The organism is Synechococcus sp. UW105 (assembly GCF_900473935.1).
In the GTDB taxonomy this organism is placed as follows: domain Bacteria; phylum Cyanobacteriota; class Cyanobacteriia; order PCC-6307; family Cyanobiaceae; genus Synechococcus_C.
Genome location: NZ_UCNN01000016.1, coordinates 24,967 through 40,950, shown reverse-complemented (window position 1 = coordinate 40,950; position 15,984 = coordinate 24,967). Strand labels below are relative to the sequence as shown.

Here is a 15,984-nt window from a genome sequence, read left to right as displayed (position 1 = left end):
ATCGGCGAAACCGAGAGCAGGCATCGCTTGAATAGATCTGTAGCAACCACTACACACGTTCACTCCGTCGTTAGGCGGAGCGCAATTCGCCTCAGGCCAGGGAACGGGGACCTGAGCTTTCGCTGGAACGACACCATGAGTGCACTTCTCTATCGGGGCAAGACCTACGAACCCCACCACGAAGCAGCTCCAAAAGCCTGCCGCGTGCTGAATTACCACCAACAGCACTACAACACCTGCCGCGAGAAGGCTCAGCGCGACCTGCATCCGCACCTGAGCTACCGCGGCATCGCCTACGTGAAGGATCAGGTCGCCCCTGTCATCACCACTGCGGAAGCCCGCAGCCGCAACGATCGCCAGGCCTACATCGCGATCACGCGGGATCTGGCAGAAGCCCAATTCAAGCTCGCAGACGAGGAGCTTTCACGCCGCCTGTGGGATGACGTGGGTGAGCGCGAGCTCGATGTCGAGCGCATCAACAACCTGCTCTATGGCTGCTCGTTCCACGACGATGACGTAGCCATGCAGGAAGCGGATGAGGCTTACCTCAAGGGCCGAAAAGGCTGAACAGAACTGGTAACGCATTGATCGCCCTCCTCAAGACAATCCGAGGGCGGTCAATGCAATCAACAACGTAAGAAATTAGAGCGGCAAGGGCGTGGAAACCCTTGGCTTATACGACCTTCCCGACTTGAGGTTGTGGTGATCAACCAAGCTGCGACGGGATTTCTCGGCCCTGGCTAAGCGAGAGATCAGAGCAGCAGTGTCGTGCTGAGAAAGATCGCCATCCTCACCCCACTTGAGGGACGACAACGGAAACACAGCATGTCCTTTCATGGAAATGTGCGCCTAATGGATTGTCACACTAGGTGGATTAAATGCTGACAACCTGGAAGGAAAAGTGAAGAGTTCCAGCACAACTGTGCTGGGTGGCCGATCAGGCTCCAACCGTTCAAACCTGGCTCTGCACTTGCGTGCATTAGGCGCAGCCGAACCCTGACAGCCTTTTCAAACCAAGCCGATGCGGTGCGCAACAACACAGGCTGGTGTGAGCCCGCTCACACCAGCCCAACCTTGATCGGGCGATCGTGAACGCACGGTGAAGGACAAACCAAAAGACGTCATCACCAACCCAGACCAGGCCGCGATATCCAGGGAGCCCCGCCATCACGGTGGGGCTTTCGACTAGCGGTCTAGCCGCCTCAATCAAAGGCGATCACGGCTCTGTAGAGCATGGTGCCGGAGCCATCGGTGGAAGTTGCACCGGCCCCGAGCATTTCGAGGGTATGGAAACAGGCTTTGGCTTTCTGCTCCGTGAGCTGGCTGGTGGCCATCCAAGTGCGGCGGATGTCTTGCGAACAGATCGGTCGCCGCGACTGCACGGCCACCGCCTGAATCTGCTTCAGCAACTGATCAGTGATCATGGGCCCGTCGCTCTCAATGAGGCCGTTGTACCGGAGGCATTAGCGCGCGGCTGTTCTTTCTGAACGCTGAAGAGAGCCCCGGCCGGATGAGACGAGCAAGCCAATCACCGCGAGGATGAGGCCAACCATTCCCCTCGGTCATGCGCACAACGGCCTCGCTGTTGTTCAGCCTCGCTTCAATGGCTCTGCCTGCTGCCGCCTGCTCACTCCATCAGCAGCCCCTGGCCAACAGCGTCACACCCGCAGCGGAACAACGCCCCGCCTCAGGTGATGCACCATCCAGCACCGCGAAGGTGACGGTGCAACCCCTTGGCAGCTTGGATCTCGCCCAGGAGTTTGCAGGCCTGGAGGGACGCGTGCTGCGCACGCGGCGGATCACCATCGCCCCAGGCGGATCCGTGGCCTGGCATGAACACCAGCGCCGCCCCGGCGTCGCCTACATCCTCAGCGGCAACCTGATCGAAGTGCGCCAAGACGGCACCGGGCAGCGAAGGATCCAGCGCCAGGCAGGTGACGCCGTGTTCGAGTCGAGCGGTGTACTCCATGGCTGGATGAACAACTCGGAACAACCCGCCACTGCCGTGGTGATTGATCTCGTGCCTGCATCGCAACCCTGACGCAGGCATCGGCGCTTGCGCTCTTTGGCTTGAGCGCGATCAAGCGTGGAGAAGTGCCAACGAGCCGAACAACAGCAGGCAGGCCGCAAACACAACATTCACCAGCTGTGCTGCACGCTTAGCGTTGCGCTCGCTTGGATCAAACAGGTGCAATCCTGCCGCCTGCGCCATATAAATTCCAAACACAAGAATCACAGACCCCTGCGTCTGCAGCGCCCAGTCTTGCGCCCAACCGATCAATCCGACCAATCCCCAGGCGAGGTTGGCAAACCCCGCCTCCAGCTGAAAATCGTTGCGCTTGCCATAGTCCCAGTTCATCCGCTTTGCATCACTGCGGTGAAACACGGCATGCCGTAAAAACGACACCACACCAATACCACCAACTACCCAACTACTGATCCAGGCCGTCGCCGACGCCAGATCACCACGCTGCAGTGCGCCAAACCCTCCCCAGAAACCAACGAAGCCCAACAACCAGGAGAGCTGCATCAGTCGCTGAGAGGGGCCAGGCCCAGAAGGGAGTTGCATTGGACGTGGGGGCAACTATCCCTCTTTAACCACGAAGATCCTGGAACGTCTCTGATCCACCAAGGGAAAGGTTTTTGGAGGCCAACTCATACATCCTTTGGTGCAAGCCTGGCATCTCTTTCACTGCGAACCAATCCTGATCTTGGGGCATAGGAACCACGATCGGGCCTAGATCAATCAGCGAAAACTCAAGGGTGATGAAAATGCCATCAGCATCTCTGTAACCCAACTCCAGCATTAACTTGCCGCTCTCAGTCGGCATGTTGATCGTGGCCGCCTCTTTCCAGATGCTGGTTTCGGTTTCAATTACTGCAGTCATTCCACGGGAAGAATCCCCCGTAGCGATGCTCTTAAGCCTTAAAACAAGGGTTGAGTCATAACTCTTGGAAACAAGCTTTTTGGTTTCGTCGCGAAGCTTCCAATTGCAATCAATCTGTCCCGACGAGATCTTGCAGGACAGAAAAGACCTGACCGGAGGAGTTGTCTCTGACTTCTTCGGCTTGAGGATGCCCAGTCTTCTCAGAAGCCCTTGCATAGTCGGGATCAATTTCAACGCTTTTTACTATGGATACTGGAGTTTCGGGACAAACGTTTCAACTGCTTCATCCGAGTATCAGCTGTTACCAAGCGTGCGCTCGCGTGACCAACTTGAAGCTGAACAGCCTTGACTGCCTGATCCGCAGCGCAGGGACAGATGGGCGGATCTACATTCAGCCCGCGTGTCACCTGGCAGCTGAGATGCCCGTGTTGTGATGACTTCCAGCACCAGGTCCCTGACCCTGCAATGCGATGCAGCCTTGCTGGACAAGTTTGAGGCCTATGCGCTGACCAACGGCCTGGATCTGAACGCAGCGATCCAGCTGGCCCTGCGCTCTGTGATCGCAGCACCAGCGTCAATCACAGCCACAGACCAGGCAGCGCGGGATGCTCTCACCAAGCTGAAGGAGCGCACTGAAGCACTCGAGAACCTCACCCGGCAAATGACCACCCACATGCGCATGCTTCAAGAGGAGGTGGACAGCCTCAAGCGACCTGCAACGCCAAGCCAAGACCAACTGATGGCAGAGATGCTGCCCACAGTGACTGACGATTTCGCTGCCGATTTTTGATCAACAACCAACAGTCCTGGCTCTTCTAGGAGCCATGGCATCGAACTGAAACGAGGAGGCCTATGCCTCAGCTCACCGATCGACGTGAGCCAACTCACAGCCGCAGCACGACCACGAGGCGATCGTGAATGCACGGTGAAGGACCCCAACAACGACGTCATCACCGACCCAGACCAGGCCGCGATATCCAGAACGCCCCGCCACCACGGTGGGGCGTTCTGCTGTAGGCAAGCCGTTGCCACTTTCAGCTGAACCAGCACAAAAAGGCAATGCGCATGAACACTGATAGGCAAACCAGGTCACCTCACCCAAAGTGACTGCATCGAGATCGGAGGCGCTGATGACAGCCGACACTCCACCTGAGCAAACCCGAGAAGCAGACTGACTTTTTGGCCCCTGCTCCAACAGTTTCCACCCATCCGTGAGGCTTGTCCTTTCGCGGGCGTTTCAGGTCCGCCCCGTGAATCGACACTCCATTGCATCGCCACAGGTGCCCCGGAGCTGCATCAGCCACACACCTGGACGTCATGGCCCCAGGGACGCCATCGCCAGACGCTTCGCCCCTACCTCTCTCTTCTGCAGTGACGGGGTTGAACCATGCACAAGCGAGCGACGTAGGCCGTCTTTCCACCACGGAAGGGCGGCCTTCCTTCTGAAGGGTGTAGAGACAGCTCCGAAGACTGGAGACGTCTAAGCCTTGCCAGCTCTGCTTGCCCCGTCCTTTCGGCGTCTCTGCGATCCACAGCTTGGAACACCAAATCAAGCTTGATCAAGACAAGCACCATCGCCATCCATCCTGAACACGCATGCACGCATCAGCATCGCCAGAACACAATTGCAACGAGACAAGTGGTCTTCTACAACGGTGATCTCAACGCCTTCCTGTGGCGAGGCGTTGCAGCGATTTACGCGTTCCTCTCCCTGATTGCATTCTTTGGTTTTATTGCCTTACTCCAAGGCGACATCACTGGAGGCATCATTGTGATTGCAGCCTCATCTCTGGTGGCATTGATTGCCCATGAAGCAATCAAAAACTATTTAAAAGGCAGCAACCATTAAGTGCCTATACACCTTGAGCAACGAAGAGATTGTTCAAGCCATTTATGGGCAGCCAAGCAAGCAAGCCAGAGCCTTTTCCCACCACTTCGAAAAGTACAGCAAGAAAGACCGGGGGCAAATCAAATCAAATGAAACCTATGTCATACCTTTTAGCTTTTGAATTTCTTCGATCCAAGGTGTGCGTCGGAATAGAGTAAACCGATTGTCTTCTCCTGCTTGGGAGGACACCACAAGACAATTGGGGAATACAGGGATGGCGCCAAACAGAAGCGTCCAGTCTTTCCTTAAGGCAGTAATACTGGGCAAGGGAACAACCGTAGCCCCTGTCTGAACATTGAAGGCATGTGCCTCAAAAATCAAACGCTGCTGAGTGAGGTACAGCCTGCCTCCAACAGCCTCGATACCGCGCTGGTGATTGGCCGGCGATTTTCGAAGAATCGCTTCACCAGCTTCAAGTTTTGTTTGCATGACTCCAGCCCCAATGAACTCAGGATATTGAGTGCAGCGCTGCTGTCAGCAAAAGCCCTCTTGAATGTTGGACTTGCCGAGATCAGGCATGTTTTTTTGGCGACTGTTTTTGGCATCTCGAAGTGGCTCCAATCCAGGCAACCGACAGGGAGGTTTGCCGCCTCTTCAGATAGCGGCCACTATCACCCCGCTCACGATGGGGGAAGAGACAATGCGAGCAGAAGCCCTGCCATCCATGCGCCACCTCGCTCTTGCCCTGGTTGGCAGCATCGCTCCCACAGCCATGGCCCTGGCAGACAGCACGCAAGCCACCTGCATCCTCAGTCGTGATCACTCCACCGTTCCGAGCGAACGGGGAACCTGTCGCTTTAGTCAGCGCCAGGGGAACGTCAACGTCCGTTTCAACAGCTGGGCTTTCCGCTTCCCCAGTGACGAACAGGGGGTGACCTACCAGCGCAGCCATAGCCCGGCAGGAATCAGCTTCAGACGTGAAGGCCAGTACACACTCCAAGTGCTGTGGCAGCAATCCCGCAATGTCATTCCAAAACCGAAGTACTGGGCAAGTCACAACATCTTCCTCGGCCGCTGGCAGGGTCAAAGCACAGCTGGCAGAGCCGTTCTGGATGTGCTCAGCGTGGAACCTAACCGGGTGCGTTGGGGCAACAAAGCCAACGGCATCTGCGACAGCGACTACAGCGTCAAGACGCTGCCCTCGGTCCCTGGAGGCCACGATCCCGATCAACTCGTGCCCTCGAGAAAGCCCACCGAACGGGGGTATGCCATCACAAGGCTCACGCTCAAACCAAAGCCTTGCAGCACCGGTGCTGCGGTCATTCAGCTGGCGATGCCGTTGGACCACTCCGATCACCTGAAAGTGGTCACCTATGGAGCTGATGGCACCACGATTGGCCATTACGGCATGGTGTACCGACTGCCCTGATCCGATGCCATGCACCCGGCAGCCAAGAGACGACGAGTGGCGGCCTGGCTAAGACGCAAACAGAGACCAACGCTGTGTTCAAGCCGTCATGGCTCCCCTCAAGCAGAAACGCTGGAACTTCTTCGCCGCCGTCGCCCTGTTGCTGGCGCTGGTGCTGGGCGTCACCGGCATCAGCCAGCTCAACTTCAGCACCGAACCAAGAACCGACAGCTTGCAGCTCAGCTCGGCTCCGCGCCATCAGGTACTGCGCGCCGACCGCACCGAGCTGGATGGCTGGAGTTCCCTCCGCAGCTCACCCCCGGGCCAAGAAAGCTTCCGCCTGGATGCCAGCGATGCTGACAAGGCCTTATATCGCGTGCAGGTGGGCATTTACTCCACCAACACCTACGACCTCGACCTCAGCGTTCCCAGCTTCGCGGCCAACGGCTACCTCTGGATGAGCTGGGGGGACGCCCTTCAGCAGTATTTGGACAAGAACAACCTGGGCCTTGAGGATCGGATCATCCTCGTTAACGAACTGCTCTCCGATGCCGATCCGGGACTACGAGCGATCGGCGCTGCGGAACGCATGCCGGATGGCAGCTATTACCAATTGTTCTCCTACATCGGCCGTTTCTATATCGACAGGGCCAGCTTCCGTCACTTCCCCTTCATCACCGTGAGCCTGCCGATTGTGCTGGAGGCCGATGATGTTGATGGCATCTTCGAATACGGCAACCTGCGGTTTGTTCCGGATGTCGAAAACAGCGGTGTGGGCCTGTTCTCTGGGATCATCGGCTGGCTCAAACGCAGCTGGTCGATCGCCGAGTACCGGCATACCTACGCCACGAATTTCGCACTCGGTGGTGCACCGGCGGCCTACAGCACTGTGGTCTACGACATTGCCTTTGGCACGTCGTCTTGGTCGGCGTTCTGGCGACTGATCCTGCCGCTCGTCGTGGTGATGGCGATGGTGCTGCTGGTGTTCAAAGTGCGGCCGGATGAACAGGATGCCCGCGCCGGCATTCCGATCACCGTGCTGCTCACACTCGTCTTTCTGCAGCAGACCTACCGCGATGAGCTGCCGCAGCTCCCCTTCCTCACCTTCCTCGATCAGGTGTATGTGATCGCCTATGTGGTGACACTCTTGGCCTTCGTGCTGGTGATCTGGATCGGCCGCCGTTACCACGAACTCGAACAGCTTCCGAAAGGGCACGACTATGACGTGATGGCCCAGCGTCTCCACACCATGGACGAGATCTGGCCCCTCACCGTTGTGGCCCTCAGCAGCGTGAGTGTGGCGCTCTGCTGGTTCACCCTGCCACCGGGCAGTTGAGGCAAGCGAGCGAGACCCGCCGATGAGAGCTGCTCACCAGGGCAGCACTTCACCATTGGCATGCCAAAAGGTACCGCTGCTCTCGAGCGTGAGTGCATCGATCCGCGCCAGTAGCCCCTGCACCGACGCTGCTGGGGTGATGCCATGGGGATTGAACTTGATCATGCGTGTTCGCACCAATCCCGGATGCAAGATCGCCACTGCGATGCCTCGCGGCGCCAGATCGACCGCCAGCGACTTGCCAGCAATGTTGAGGGCAACCTTCGACATCCTGTAGCCGTAGGAGCCACCGGACGTGTTGTCATCGATGGAGCCCATGCGACTGGTCATCAGCGCCAGCTTGGCGCCGTAGGGCATCTGATCCACCAGGGCCCGAGCCAGCAGCAACGGCGCAAGGGCATTCACTTCGAACTGACGCCGAATCGCCTCGACATCAAGATCCTCCAACCCCATCGACTGAAGCAAACCGGCATTGAGAATCACCCCATCGAGGGGCATGCCGGCCAAGCGTTGCACCAGGTCAGTGATGCACGCCACACGCGTGAGCTCGATCCCCGACTCAATCCTCACGCCCAGAGCCTCGAGGTCCGGGGAAGCCTCCCGGCAGACAGCGATCACCTGCTCTCCGCGCGCCTGCAACTGCCTGCAGTATTCCAATCCGATGCCGCGGTTTGCGCCCGTGACCAGAAACGAAGCCATCCCAGCAGCTGAGGCAAGCCGCCATCCTGATTGGTCAAGCCGCCGCACCGGCTCGCCAACCCTGCCCATAATCAAGGCAACAAGAACAACCGAGTGCAAAACGTGTCCCCCAACCAGCCTGGGGCTCAGGCATCCCTCGCCGTGATCGCAGCCTTTACGGCTTTGATCGTGGCCATTGCCGCCATTTTCGTGGTGCCTGCTGGTCAGGTCGCTGTGATCACAACGCTGGGCAAAGTGAGTGACGAAGCTCGCCTGCCTGGCCTGAATCTCAAGGCCCCATTCGTGCAATCCGTGCACTTCTTCAATGTGCGCACCCAGGTTCGCCCTGAAGAATTCTCCAGCCTCACCAAAGACCTGCAGGTGATCGAAGCGACCGCAACGATCAAATACGCCGTCAAATCCACCGAAGCGCCACGGGTTTACAGCACCATCGCCACAGGCAATGAAGGGATTTACGCACGGATCATTCAACCTTCACTACTCAAATCACTGAAATCAGTCTTTTCAAAATACGAGCTCGTTGAGATCGCCACAGATTGGAACAAGATCTCATCAATCGTTGAGGAGAGTGTTGCCAAAGAGCTAGAAAAATTTGACTACGTGGAAGTCAAAGGGCTTGATCTCACCGGCCTCAAAATTGCTGAGGAATACCGTTCTGCTATTGAGCAGAAACAAATTGCCGAGCAGCGCCTGCTCAAAGCCGAAACCGAGGTGAAGATCGCTGAACAGGAAGCGATTAAGTTCGAAACCCTCAACAAAGGCCTGAACGACAGAGTTCTCTACAAGCTCTTCCTCGACAAATGGGACGGCCAAACCCAAGTGGTGCCCGGCCTCTCCGGCGGAACCCCACCAGTGATTGTGGGGCGGCAATAGCCCGCTGACCCCACACCAAAACGAGCCAAGGCGGTAGCCACTTACTGCGAGATGTTCCCTGATTTTGAGCTCCCCCTGAAGGAACTCGGAGCCAGGGACTCCATCACTGCTGCACCGAGGTGATCACACCTCGCAGCACAACGTACCAATCAGAGGCCTAGAAGCCGCCGAGATGAAGGGCAAGCTCGAGGGTGCCGAGGCCAAACAGGAAGGTGCCTCCGAGCAGAACAAATTCTTTCGGGCTTCTTGCCATCGATAGCAGGGACGAGCCCACGAGCAACGCTCCAAAGAATCTAAAGGGAATCTGAAGCTCCAAGCCGTCGAAGCCTTGCGATCGCCCCATTTTGCCCTGAAAAGGTTACGCAAGTTCATGCAATTGAGACAAAAGCGGCTTCAACCTGACAACTGCGCAACGTTTATTTATATCTCTGAAGAATAAAAAACTGACGCTTGTCGTCGCACGGCAGGAGGCGGGCGGTCCGACTGCCTCCTGCCCTAGAGCATGTGGATAAATGTCACAACTGGGCTGGCAGGGGCCCTGTCAGGAAAGAATTCCGCAAATGCCGTCAACGATCCATGCCGCTGCTGTGGGAGAACCTTGCCAACCAGCTGAACAGCGTCCGCTCCACCACGAACGTTGACTACAGCACTTGGTCAACCCCTTCTGGCGCACCAGACCAAGGCAGTCGCGAAGAACGGCTGAAGAAAGCCCTCGCTGCTGTGAAAGCCACAGGCAACAGCCAGATGATCGAGTCGTTGACCGCAGCGCTGGAAGGACGCGAAGCCACGATGGAACTGCCTGATCTCGAGAGCGGTCCTCAGGCGTTCCTCAAAACGATGAATCAAACGCGGGGCTGATCCCACACAATCCGCCACCTACACCTCTGCAGTGCCGGCCACCGACGCTGACGGAAGGCCTTGGCCCATCCCAGCACTTGAGCTGGGAGCCTTGGTCAAGCTCAGGAGCCTCCGTGGGCAGGTGTTAGAGGCAGTCGCAACAGAAGGCGCTCTGACGTCAGGCGTATTTATTTCTGGCGTTTGGTGAGATCACCGAAATCATCATCGTTGGGCTGCAGAAACTGCCAGACCACCGGCACGGTGAACACCACCATCAAGCCGATGGTTGCCCAGATGGCCACGGTGTAATCGCCCATGTCGAAGTCCGAATCAGCGCCGACGTTAGTGGCCTTCCTCAAGCGACAGGAGCAAGAGAGGACAAGGCCGGCCTAAAAGCGATCGATCCTGCCGGCAGCCGGCAAAAGCGTGGCGCTGACCACCGACGGCTCGGCCTGGATCCGCAAGCCAAGTGTGCTGCCATCCACCCAGGCGATGCGCCCAGGCGCGCGCCGACTGGAAATCACAGACAGCAACAACTGATCGCTGACAGGATCGAATCGCAACAAGGAATCTGGTGCCATCAGCCAAGGCTCCAGCCTGCGTTGCTTGCGCACCTTGCCATCGCGATCGAGCAACAACAGCGTGTCGACAGCCTTGGGTAGGGAATCGCGCAGCACCACCCAAAGGCGTTCTCCACCGTTATCGCAGGCCACCCCCATGACGGCCTGCTCACCCAACCAGATCTGACGTGGTGGGAGGCCGGGAATCACCAACTCCACCGACCGGCGGTAGTCCGGCCAGTGACGCACGAGCAGAGCTCTGCCGGATCCAGTGCAGAACGCCCGCAGGTCTCGACTGCCAGGAAGTGTCTGCCGTTCAGAGGCTTGATCCTGCAGGGTCTGAAGGGACAACAGCTCAAGACCGTCGTACCCAGGCACCACCAAGCCCGTGCCATCGGGTAACAGACGGATAGGACCGGCCACCTTCAGGCTCAAATCGCGGCGCCTCCCATCGGGGCTGCGCATCCAAAGCTGATCACTCCCTGGCTCAAGCCGACCGGCCTGAACGAGCAGATCCCCTCTGAGATTGCTGCTCACATGCGCGAACAACTGGGGTTGTTGGGTGATCCGCTCCAGGTCACCCAGCAGAGGGGAGCCAACTGCATCGGCATCGGTTGCGAGGGATCGCGGCGTCAGGTGTCGAACGTCGACAAACTGGTCGCCGTTGTCGTCCGCACTGACAAAGGCGACGCCGCGGCCATCACCGAATGGCTCTACCTGAAAAATGCCAGGCAGCACTGGGCTCAGTGGCACCCAGGATCCCTGACGGTCTTGCAGCTGCAATTGCTGGCCCTCTTTCAGCTGCACGACAGCCAGCAACGTCGGCCGTGGATCCCAAAACCAGCGGCTCGGCGCGACACGCAGACCGCGCCGATCAGCACCAGCCAGATCCAGCTGCAGCGGAGACTGGATGGGATCCGTGCGGTTGAGCAGCAATCGCCAGGCGTTGTCGGCACCAAACCAAGCATGGGACAGCTCCGGTTTGATTCGGCTCTCGGCCGCGATCGTCTCCCGTTGCATCGGGCGACTAAAACGCACATCCAGCGCGCCGGCCCCGGAACGCAGTGGCTGGATCGCCAGCATCTGCAGCCGGGGTGGACGGCGAAGCAGCACTTGTTGCTGGATTAGCACCAGCGCCGTCAGACCTCCCAAAGCCAGCAACAAAGGGCGGGGCAACGCCCACAGACCAGATCGGGTCATGGTTCCAGAGGTCGGTCAGGTCGAGGGATGACCTTCAAGCTTGAAGGCTCCAGAACATTGCGCAGCGCACCGTCATGCTCCTGCGTCACCATCTTGCCCTTGACCTCCAGCCAGGTATCAGGCTTCGGATCAAAGCCCTCCGGCCACAGCACAGGCAAACCCGATGGCGTGGCATCCGCAAGACAACAGCGCACCATCAGTCGGGCGAGCTGAGCAGGTTCTCCCGGGCGCTTCAGCACAAAACCGCTGATCGACACCGGAGCCCCGGCATGCAGAGACGGATCGGGCTGTGTGCGCAGGAGCCGCACCCATTCGGTGAGCGTGCGCTGCTCAGGTGGCAACACGAACGCCAGTCGCGGCGCCTCCGGGAGACTGCTCGGCCGACTGGAGGCGAGATCATTAAAGGAAGGCTGTGGCGGGAAGACGATGATCGCCAGCGCCACCAGCGCAGTCAGCCACCAGCCGCGAGGCAGAGTTTGGCTGACCTGCCCCGCCCGCTTGCGACGCAGAAGCAAGCGCAGCTGCAGCAAGCCGATCAAGATCAACAGGCCACCGCCAACAGCAACAACCGGGTGATAGACGGAACGCAGGAGCAGATCGAGACGGCCGGATGCCGTGCTCCAGACCATCACCCAACCCCACAACAGCAACAGCAGGGGAAGCGACAGCGATGACCAGCGAAGACGAAGCGTCATGACGTTCAAAGCTGCACCAGGTTCACCCACTGACCGATCAGCAGCACCAGCAGCGACGCGGCCAAAGCGGTGACTGCAATCGCTTTGGGGCGCAGGAGCACGGTAAACAGACCAGCGAGCTTGAGGTCCACAACCGGGCCCAATAACAAGAAGGCCAGCAGCGCCCCAGGCGTGACCTGCGCAGCAAAACCGAGCGCCAGAAAAGCATCCACACTCGAACAGACCGAAACCACAAGGGCCAGCAACATCAGCGCCAGAACCGACAGAGTCGGAGCCGACCCCACAGCCAGCAACCAGGCGCGAGGCAACCAGGACTGAACTGCTGCAGCCAGGGCACATCCCAGCACCAGCAACACCAACAGGCCGAGGAACTCTCGACCGCTATGCAGCAGCACGTCCGACAGCGAGATGGACTGGGATGAAGGGCGGGGCGAGATGGGAATTGGAGCCGCGCCGAGAACGCCACTGCCCCGCTCCAGCAGGCCGACTTCGGCGAGCGGCTGCGTCAAGCGGCGCTCCTCGAGCAAGGCAGGCTCCAATAGGGCCCGTTCCCCCATCAACCCCAACAGTGCACTAAGGGCAATGGCAATCACAAAGGCCCCCAGAGGACGGGCGAATAGCAACCAGGGCTGATCAGGGAATGCAGCCCAGGTGCTGGCCAACACGATCGGATTGAGAACAGGCGCCGCAAACAAAAAACCGAAGCCGGTACCAAGGGGTGCACCGCTGGCCAACAAGCGCCGGGCGACGGGCACATTGCCGCACTCACAGGCCGGTAGAGCGAAGCCGAGCAAGGCACCGACCACCGGAGCCAGCAGCGGGTGACGCGGCAGCCGTCGCACCCACGCAGCTTGGGGCACAAGCCAGCGGGCAAGCGCAGCGATCGTGACCCCTAACAAAAGGAAGGGAAGCGACTCAAGCAGCAAGCCCTGAAAGATCGCCCAGGCGGTGGCCAATCGCGCCATGAAGGTGAATGGTTTGGCTAATCATCACCGGCCCCGCCGCGATGGGGAAGGGCAGGGGCATTGCGCTAATAATGAGAACCGTTATCATTCGGCCGTTCTCCGGGCTGCCTCATGGGCGTCTCTTTTTCGCGCCTGCTGCGCAGCACTGCATTGATCGCCGCAGGCTTAGCCACAGGGCTGGCCAATCCATCACCATCCCAAGCTGCAACCCCAGCGGTCGTGGCAGGCGATGGGGTGCTTTGCGATCTCACCCGCACCCTGTCCGGCGGAGCCACCGATGTGCGCTGTCTGATTCCACCCGGCGCCGATCCCCACCATTTTCAACTCACTCCTGCCAACCGGAGAGATATCAGCAACTCCGAACTGGTGCTGATTAATGGATACAACCTCAACCCATCGCTCAGTCGTCTAGATGGCAATTTCGAGCTGATCGCCGTGGGCGAGCGCGCTGTTCCGAATAACCCCAACAAGGATCCCCATCTTTGGCACAGCCCTGCCAATACAGGCGCCATGGCCAATGTGGTGGTCGATGCTCTTCAGCAATTACCGATTAATGCTGAATCGAAACAGGCTCTGAAACGACGCCAGCAGAACGTGATCGCCATCCTCCGCGATCTCGACGCCTGGAACCGGCAGCAGATCTCCACCATCCCGGCTGACCATCGCGTTTTGGTGTCGGAACACATGGCTTTTGAGTTCTTCACCGACCGCTACGGCATGCGCCACGTGGCCATGATCGACGACTACGCCACCGGAGGCACACTGCGGCCCTCCAGCCTGAGAGCGATCAGCAACGCCGTGAAAGCCTCCAAGACCAAAGTGCTGTTCCCCGAACAATTCCCGGTCTCCAAGACCATGAAGCGCATCAGTCGCAGCACCGGCAAACCCATTGCCAAGCAGCTCGTTTTTGCTGATGGCACGGCACCTGGAAAGAGCCTGATCGAAACCGCCACCAGCAACACCTGCACGGTGGTGAATGCCCAAGGAGGCAGCTGCGATCAAGCCTCTGCAGAACGACTGCAACAGCGATGGAGTGCTGTCCAGTAACGGCAGCAAGACCACTCCCCAATCAATCCCGACTCCCTTCCCAGACTCCAACCAAATGCGCCGCTTCTCAATCTCGCCTGCAGCCTTGGCTGCACTTGGGCTGCTATCTCCGCTTGCCCTCGAGGCTGTCTTCGCACCAGCAAGCCACGCAGGTGCCGGCCACAACCATGGCGGTGGCTCAGAAGAAGAGCTGCGCGAAGGGGAGTCCAGGGTGACTCCTGTGATCACCCTGGAAGGTCACGGAGGTTTCGAGAACAACCTCAGAACCGAGGGCAAACCTGCCCACTATGCGATCGATGGCCTCTTCGGCGCAGTGTTCGAGTGGGGACTTGCCAACGACGGCAGTTTCAGCATCGAAGCCGCTATCGGTCCAGCAGCGGTCTGGGGTGAGGCCGAACATTTCTACGGCAAGGTTCATCTCGACGAGCACGATGACAATGCAACCAAAGGGGCTGCCCATGCGGAGCATGGCGATGACGAGCATGCCGAGGAAGAGCATGGCGATGAGGACCATGATGACGACCATGCCGAGGAAGGGCATGCCGAGAAAGGGCATGCCGAGGAAGGGCACGCCGACCATGCAGCTCATGGCCATGAGAAGGGGCAGCCCTACCGCAGAATCGATATGAAAGGAATGGTTCAGGCTCGCTACCAACCGAACGATCGGTTGGCGATTTCAGCAACCTGGCTTCCTTACGCCGTGATGCGATCCCAAGGTGAAGATATTCAGGGTGTGAAACATGAAGTCTCGGCAGGCATCACTTATGCATTCGGCGATGGAGACGTCAACTTCGCCCTCGGCGATGGTCTGGAGTCGGTGATCGATGGCGTCTTCGTGAATGTGAGCAATCACACCGGCTGGGAAAGCGACGGCACCTACATCGGCAACTACACCGACACTTGGGCGGGCTTCGGCTTCAACGTGGATCTGCTCAATATCACCCTGACCGGTGGTCCTCGCTTCTACTCACCTGGCTCTTATTCAGGCCTGTCACAACGCACGGACTGGGGCGGAGACATCTCTTTTGAATACCCTCTTTCGGACAGCGTTGTGGCTTTCGCCCACTTGGAGATGATGTACAGCACGGAAGGCGGGAAAGGCTGGGGCAAGGGATTCCAGAACCATGTTGGAACCGGAGTGACCTTCCGTTTCTGATCACGGCTTGACGTCTTCCTGCTGGCAGCGGTTGCAGAGGCCGTAGAACTCAAGGGTGTGGAAGAGCAATTGGTACCCGCCCTGTTGCTCTTCCGGAATGGTCATCGCATGCAACGGACAGCTGGAGAGCTCACGGGTTTCGCCGCAGTTCACACAAGTGAGGTGATGGCGATCACGCATCACAGGGGCATAAAGCACCTCTCCAGTGGGCAAATGGCGACAACGCACCAGACCACGCTTTTGCAACTGGTGGAGATTGCGATACACAGTCGCCAGCCCCATCCCCTGATCGCTTTCCAATAGAGAGCGATGGAGCTGCTGACCGCTGAGCTCAGCATCGCTGGCCTCCAGCAGATCGATCAAACGCTGCTGCTTGCTACTAATTCCAAGCTTGGAGCTGACCATCAGATCTGCGAGACCTCTCCATCATCTCGCGTCGCGTCTGATGACTGTGAAGTGCTGTATTGCTCCGAGTCAGCTCTTGAGAGCTAA

The 15,984-nt window shown here is 58.6% G+C and carries 21 protein-coding genes; 10 read left to right on the top strand and 11 right to left on the bottom strand.

The window, feature by feature from the left end; all coding sequences use genetic code 11:
• Positions 1-135 precede the first annotated feature (135 nt).
• A complete protein-coding gene (locus DXY16_RS15375; protein WP_115120387.1) occupies positions 136-567 on the top strand; it encodes a DUF4278 domain-containing protein in 432 nt (143 codons plus the stop codon).
• A 635-nt stretch (positions 568-1,202) separates the two neighbouring features.
• Here the strand turns inward: DXY16_RS15375 and DXY16_RS06080 are convergent.
• Positions 1,203-1,424 carry a hypothetical protein gene (locus DXY16_RS06080; protein WP_115018727.1) on the bottom strand — a complete coding sequence of 74 codons (222 nt, stop codon included), beginning with the start codon at positions 1,422-1,424 and terminating at the stop codon, positions 1,203-1,205.
• Between the two features lie 140 nt (positions 1,425-1,564).
• On the opposite strand from DXY16_RS06080, the gene DXY16_RS06075 reads away from it, so the two are divergent.
• Positions 1,565-2,041 (top strand): cupin domain-containing protein, encoded by a 477-nt coding sequence (locus DXY16_RS06075; RefSeq protein ID WP_115120385.1) that lies wholly within the window; start codon positions 1,565-1,567, stop codon positions 2,039-2,041.
• A 39-nt stretch (positions 2,042-2,080) separates the two neighbouring features.
• On the opposite strand, the gene DXY16_RS06070 is transcribed toward DXY16_RS06075, so the two are convergent.
• Both DXY16_RS06070 and DXY16_RS06065 read right to left on the bottom strand, forming a co-directional pair.
• The gene (locus DXY16_RS06070; RefSeq protein ID WP_206749550.1) at positions 2,081-2,569 is read right to left on the bottom strand and encodes a DUF6790 family protein; all 489 of its coding nucleotides are present in this window, start codon (positions 2,567-2,569) and stop codon (positions 2,081-2,083) included.
• Positions 2,570-2,594: 25 nt separating this feature from the next.
• Positions 2,595-3,104 (bottom strand): hypothetical protein, encoded by a 510-nt coding sequence (locus DXY16_RS06065; RefSeq protein ID WP_115120383.1) that lies wholly within the window; start codon positions 3,102-3,104, stop codon positions 2,595-2,597.
• 217 nt (positions 3,105-3,321) lie between these two features.
• On the opposite strand from DXY16_RS06065, the gene DXY16_RS06060 reads away from it, so the two are divergent.
• Positions 3,322-3,678 (top strand): hypothetical protein, encoded by a 357-nt coding sequence (locus DXY16_RS06060; protein WP_137007049.1) that lies wholly within the window; start codon positions 3,322-3,324, stop codon positions 3,676-3,678.
• A 72-nt stretch (positions 3,679-3,750) separates the two neighbouring features.
• On the opposite strand, the gene DXY16_RS06055 is transcribed toward DXY16_RS06060, so the two are convergent.
• Complete coding sequence (locus DXY16_RS06055) at positions 3,751-4,032, bottom strand: hypothetical protein (protein WP_137007048.1); 282 nt, start codon at positions 4,030-4,032, stop codon at positions 3,751-3,753.
• Between the two features lie 411 nt (positions 4,033-4,443).
• On the opposite strand from DXY16_RS06055, the gene DXY16_RS06050 reads away from it, so the two are divergent.
• Positions 4,444-4,737 (top strand): hypothetical protein, encoded by a 294-nt coding sequence (locus tag DXY16_RS06050; RefSeq protein WP_115120380.1) that lies wholly within the window; start codon positions 4,444-4,446, stop codon positions 4,735-4,737.
• Positions 4,738-4,872: 135 nt separating this feature from the next.
• On the opposite strand, the gene DXY16_RS06045 is transcribed toward DXY16_RS06050, so the two are convergent.
• Positions 4,873-5,205, bottom strand: a complete 333-nt coding sequence (locus tag DXY16_RS06045) for a GRAM domain-containing protein (protein WP_115120379.1) — start codon at positions 5,203-5,205, stop codon at positions 4,873-4,875.
• Positions 5,206-5,440: 235 nt separating this feature from the next.
• On the opposite strand from DXY16_RS06045, the gene DXY16_RS06040 reads away from it, so the two are divergent.
• Together DXY16_RS06040 and DXY16_RS06035 are read left to right on the top strand one after the other, a co-directional pair.
• Complete coding sequence (locus DXY16_RS06040; protein ID WP_137007047.1) at positions 5,441-6,145, top strand: hypothetical protein; 705 nt, start codon at positions 5,441-5,443, stop codon at positions 6,143-6,145.
• A gap of 88 nt (positions 6,146-6,233) precedes the next feature.
• Positions 6,234-7,460 carry a hypothetical protein gene (locus DXY16_RS06035; RefSeq protein ID WP_115120377.1) on the top strand — a complete coding sequence of 409 codons (1,227 nt, stop codon included), beginning with the start codon at positions 6,234-6,236 and terminating at the stop codon, positions 7,458-7,460.
• A gap of 33 nt (positions 7,461-7,493) precedes the next feature.
• Here the strand turns inward: DXY16_RS06035 and DXY16_RS06030 are convergent, their stop codons facing one another.
• Positions 7,494-8,159: an SDR family oxidoreductase gene (locus tag DXY16_RS06030; RefSeq protein WP_115120447.1), complete on the bottom strand. Its 666-nt coding sequence runs from the start codon at positions 8,157-8,159 to the stop codon at positions 7,494-7,496.
• A 141-nt stretch (positions 8,160-8,300) separates the two neighbouring features.
• Here DXY16_RS06030 and DXY16_RS06025 point away from each other — a divergent pair, with 141 nt between their 5' ends.
• Together DXY16_RS06025 and DXY16_RS06015 are read left to right on the top strand one after the other, a co-directional pair.
• Entirely contained in the window at positions 8,301-9,032 is a 732-nt protein-coding gene (locus DXY16_RS06025; RefSeq protein WP_244281580.1) for a prohibitin family protein, read from the top strand.
• Positions 9,033-9,608: 576 nt separating this feature from the next.
• Complete coding sequence (locus DXY16_RS06015) at positions 9,609-9,890, top strand: hypothetical protein (protein ID WP_115018696.1); 282 nt, start codon at positions 9,609-9,611, stop codon at positions 9,888-9,890.
• Between the two features lie 167 nt (positions 9,891-10,057).
• Here DXY16_RS06015 and DXY16_RS15260 read toward each other — a convergent pair whose 3' ends face one another.
• From DXY16_RS15260 to DXY16_RS06000, 4 genes are all read right to left on the bottom strand, one after another.
• Positions 10,058-10,186: a hypothetical protein gene (locus DXY16_RS15260; RefSeq protein WP_256359477.1), complete on the bottom strand. Its 129-nt coding sequence runs from the start codon at positions 10,184-10,186 to the stop codon at positions 10,058-10,060.
• A 72-nt stretch (positions 10,187-10,258) separates the two neighbouring features.
• Positions 10,259-11,629, bottom strand: a complete 1,371-nt coding sequence (locus DXY16_RS06010; RefSeq protein ID WP_115120375.1) for a hypothetical protein — start codon at positions 11,627-11,629, stop codon at positions 10,259-10,261.
• Positions 11,626-12,324, bottom strand: coding sequence for a TIGR03943 family protein (locus DXY16_RS06005; protein ID WP_115120445.1), 699 nt, complete (start codon positions 12,322-12,324; stop codon positions 11,626-11,628). The genes DXY16_RS06010 and DXY16_RS06005 overlap by 4 nt, the downstream gene beginning before the upstream one ends.
• A 5-nt stretch (positions 12,325-12,329) precedes the next feature.
• Positions 12,330-13,289 carry a permease gene (locus tag DXY16_RS06000; protein ID WP_115018838.1) on the bottom strand — a complete coding sequence of 320 codons (960 nt, stop codon included), beginning with the start codon at positions 13,287-13,289 and terminating at the stop codon, positions 12,330-12,332.
• 111 nt (positions 13,290-13,400) lie between these two features.
• On the opposite strand from DXY16_RS06000, the gene DXY16_RS05995 reads away from it, so the two are divergent.
• Both DXY16_RS05995 and DXY16_RS05990 read left to right on the top strand, forming a co-directional pair.
• Positions 13,401-14,336 (top strand): metal ABC transporter substrate-binding protein, encoded by a 936-nt coding sequence (locus tag DXY16_RS05995; RefSeq protein WP_170953867.1) that lies wholly within the window; start codon positions 13,401-13,403, stop codon positions 14,334-14,336.
• Between the two features lie 55 nt (positions 14,337-14,391).
• Positions 14,392-15,492, top strand: coding sequence for a hypothetical protein (locus DXY16_RS05990; protein ID WP_115120443.1), 1,101 nt, complete (start codon positions 14,392-14,394; stop codon positions 15,490-15,492).
• On the opposite strand, the gene DXY16_RS05985 is transcribed toward DXY16_RS05990, so the two are convergent.
• Positions 15,493-15,897: a transcriptional repressor gene (locus DXY16_RS05985; protein ID WP_115120374.1), complete on the bottom strand. Its 405-nt coding sequence runs from the start codon at positions 15,895-15,897 to the stop codon at positions 15,493-15,495.
• Between the last annotated feature and the right edge of the window lie 87 nt (positions 15,898-15,984).

Excerpts from the sequence above, each read along its gene's own strand:
- DXY16_RS06015 (WP_115018696.1), top strand. The coding sequence starts at position 9,609 with ATGCCGCTGCTGTGGGAGAACCTTGCCAACCAGCTGAACAGCGTCCGC.
- DXY16_RS06045 (WP_115120379.1), bottom strand. The coding sequence starts at position 5,205 with ATGCAAACAAAACTTGAAGCTGGTGAAGCGATTCTTCGAAAATCGCCG.
- DXY16_RS06000 (WP_115018838.1), bottom strand. The coding sequence starts at position 13,289 with ATGGCGCGATTGGCCACCGCCTGGGCGATCTTTCAGGGCTTGCTGCTT.
- DXY16_RS06035 (WP_115120377.1), top strand. The coding sequence starts at position 6,234 with ATGGCTCCCCTCAAGCAGAAACGCTGGAACTTCTTCGCCGCCGTCGCC.
- DXY16_RS06060 (WP_137007049.1), top strand. The coding sequence starts at position 3,322 with ATGACTTCCAGCACCAGGTCCCTGACCCTGCAATGCGATGCAGCCTTG.
- DXY16_RS15260 (WP_256359477.1), bottom strand. The coding sequence starts at position 10,186 with ATGGGCGATTACACCGTGGCCATCTGGGCAACCATCGGCTTGATGGTG.
- DXY16_RS06080 (WP_115018727.1), bottom strand. The coding sequence starts at position 1,424 with ATGATCACTGATCAGTTGCTGAAGCAGATTCAGGCGGTGGCCGTGCAG.
- DXY16_RS06070 (WP_206749550.1), bottom strand. The coding sequence starts at position 2,569 with ATGCAACTCCCTTCTGGGCCTGGCCCCTCTCAGCGACTGATGCAGCTC.
- DXY16_RS06005 (WP_115120445.1), bottom strand. The coding sequence starts at position 12,324 with ATGACGCTTCGTCTTCGCTGGTCATCGCTGTCGCTTCCCCTGCTGTTG.
- DXY16_RS15375 (WP_115120387.1), top strand. The coding sequence starts at position 136 with ATGAGTGCACTTCTCTATCGGGGCAAGACCTACGAACCCCACCACGAA.
- DXY16_RS06065 (WP_115120383.1), bottom strand. The coding sequence starts at position 3,104 with ATGCAAGGGCTTCTGAGAAGACTGGGCATCCTCAAGCCGAAGAAGTCA.
- DXY16_RS06030 (WP_115120447.1), bottom strand. The coding sequence starts at position 8,159 with ATGGCTTCGTTTCTGGTCACGGGCGCAAACCGCGGCATCGGATTGGAA.
- DXY16_RS06075 (WP_115120385.1), top strand. The coding sequence starts at position 1,565 with ATGCGCACAACGGCCTCGCTGTTGTTCAGCCTCGCTTCAATGGCTCTG.
- DXY16_RS05985 (WP_115120374.1), bottom strand. The coding sequence starts at position 15,897 with ATGGTCAGCTCCAAGCTTGGAATTAGTAGCAAGCAGCAGCGTTTGATC.
- DXY16_RS06040 (WP_137007047.1), top strand. The coding sequence starts at position 5,441 with ATGCGCCACCTCGCTCTTGCCCTGGTTGGCAGCATCGCTCCCACAGCC.
- DXY16_RS05990 (WP_115120443.1), top strand. The coding sequence starts at position 14,392 with ATGCGCCGCTTCTCAATCTCGCCTGCAGCCTTGGCTGCACTTGGGCTG.
- DXY16_RS06010 (WP_115120375.1), bottom strand. The coding sequence starts at position 11,629 with ATGACCCGATCTGGTCTGTGGGCGTTGCCCCGCCCTTTGTTGCTGGCT.
- DXY16_RS05995 (WP_170953867.1), top strand. The coding sequence starts at position 13,401 with ATGGGCGTCTCTTTTTCGCGCCTGCTGCGCAGCACTGCATTGATCGCC.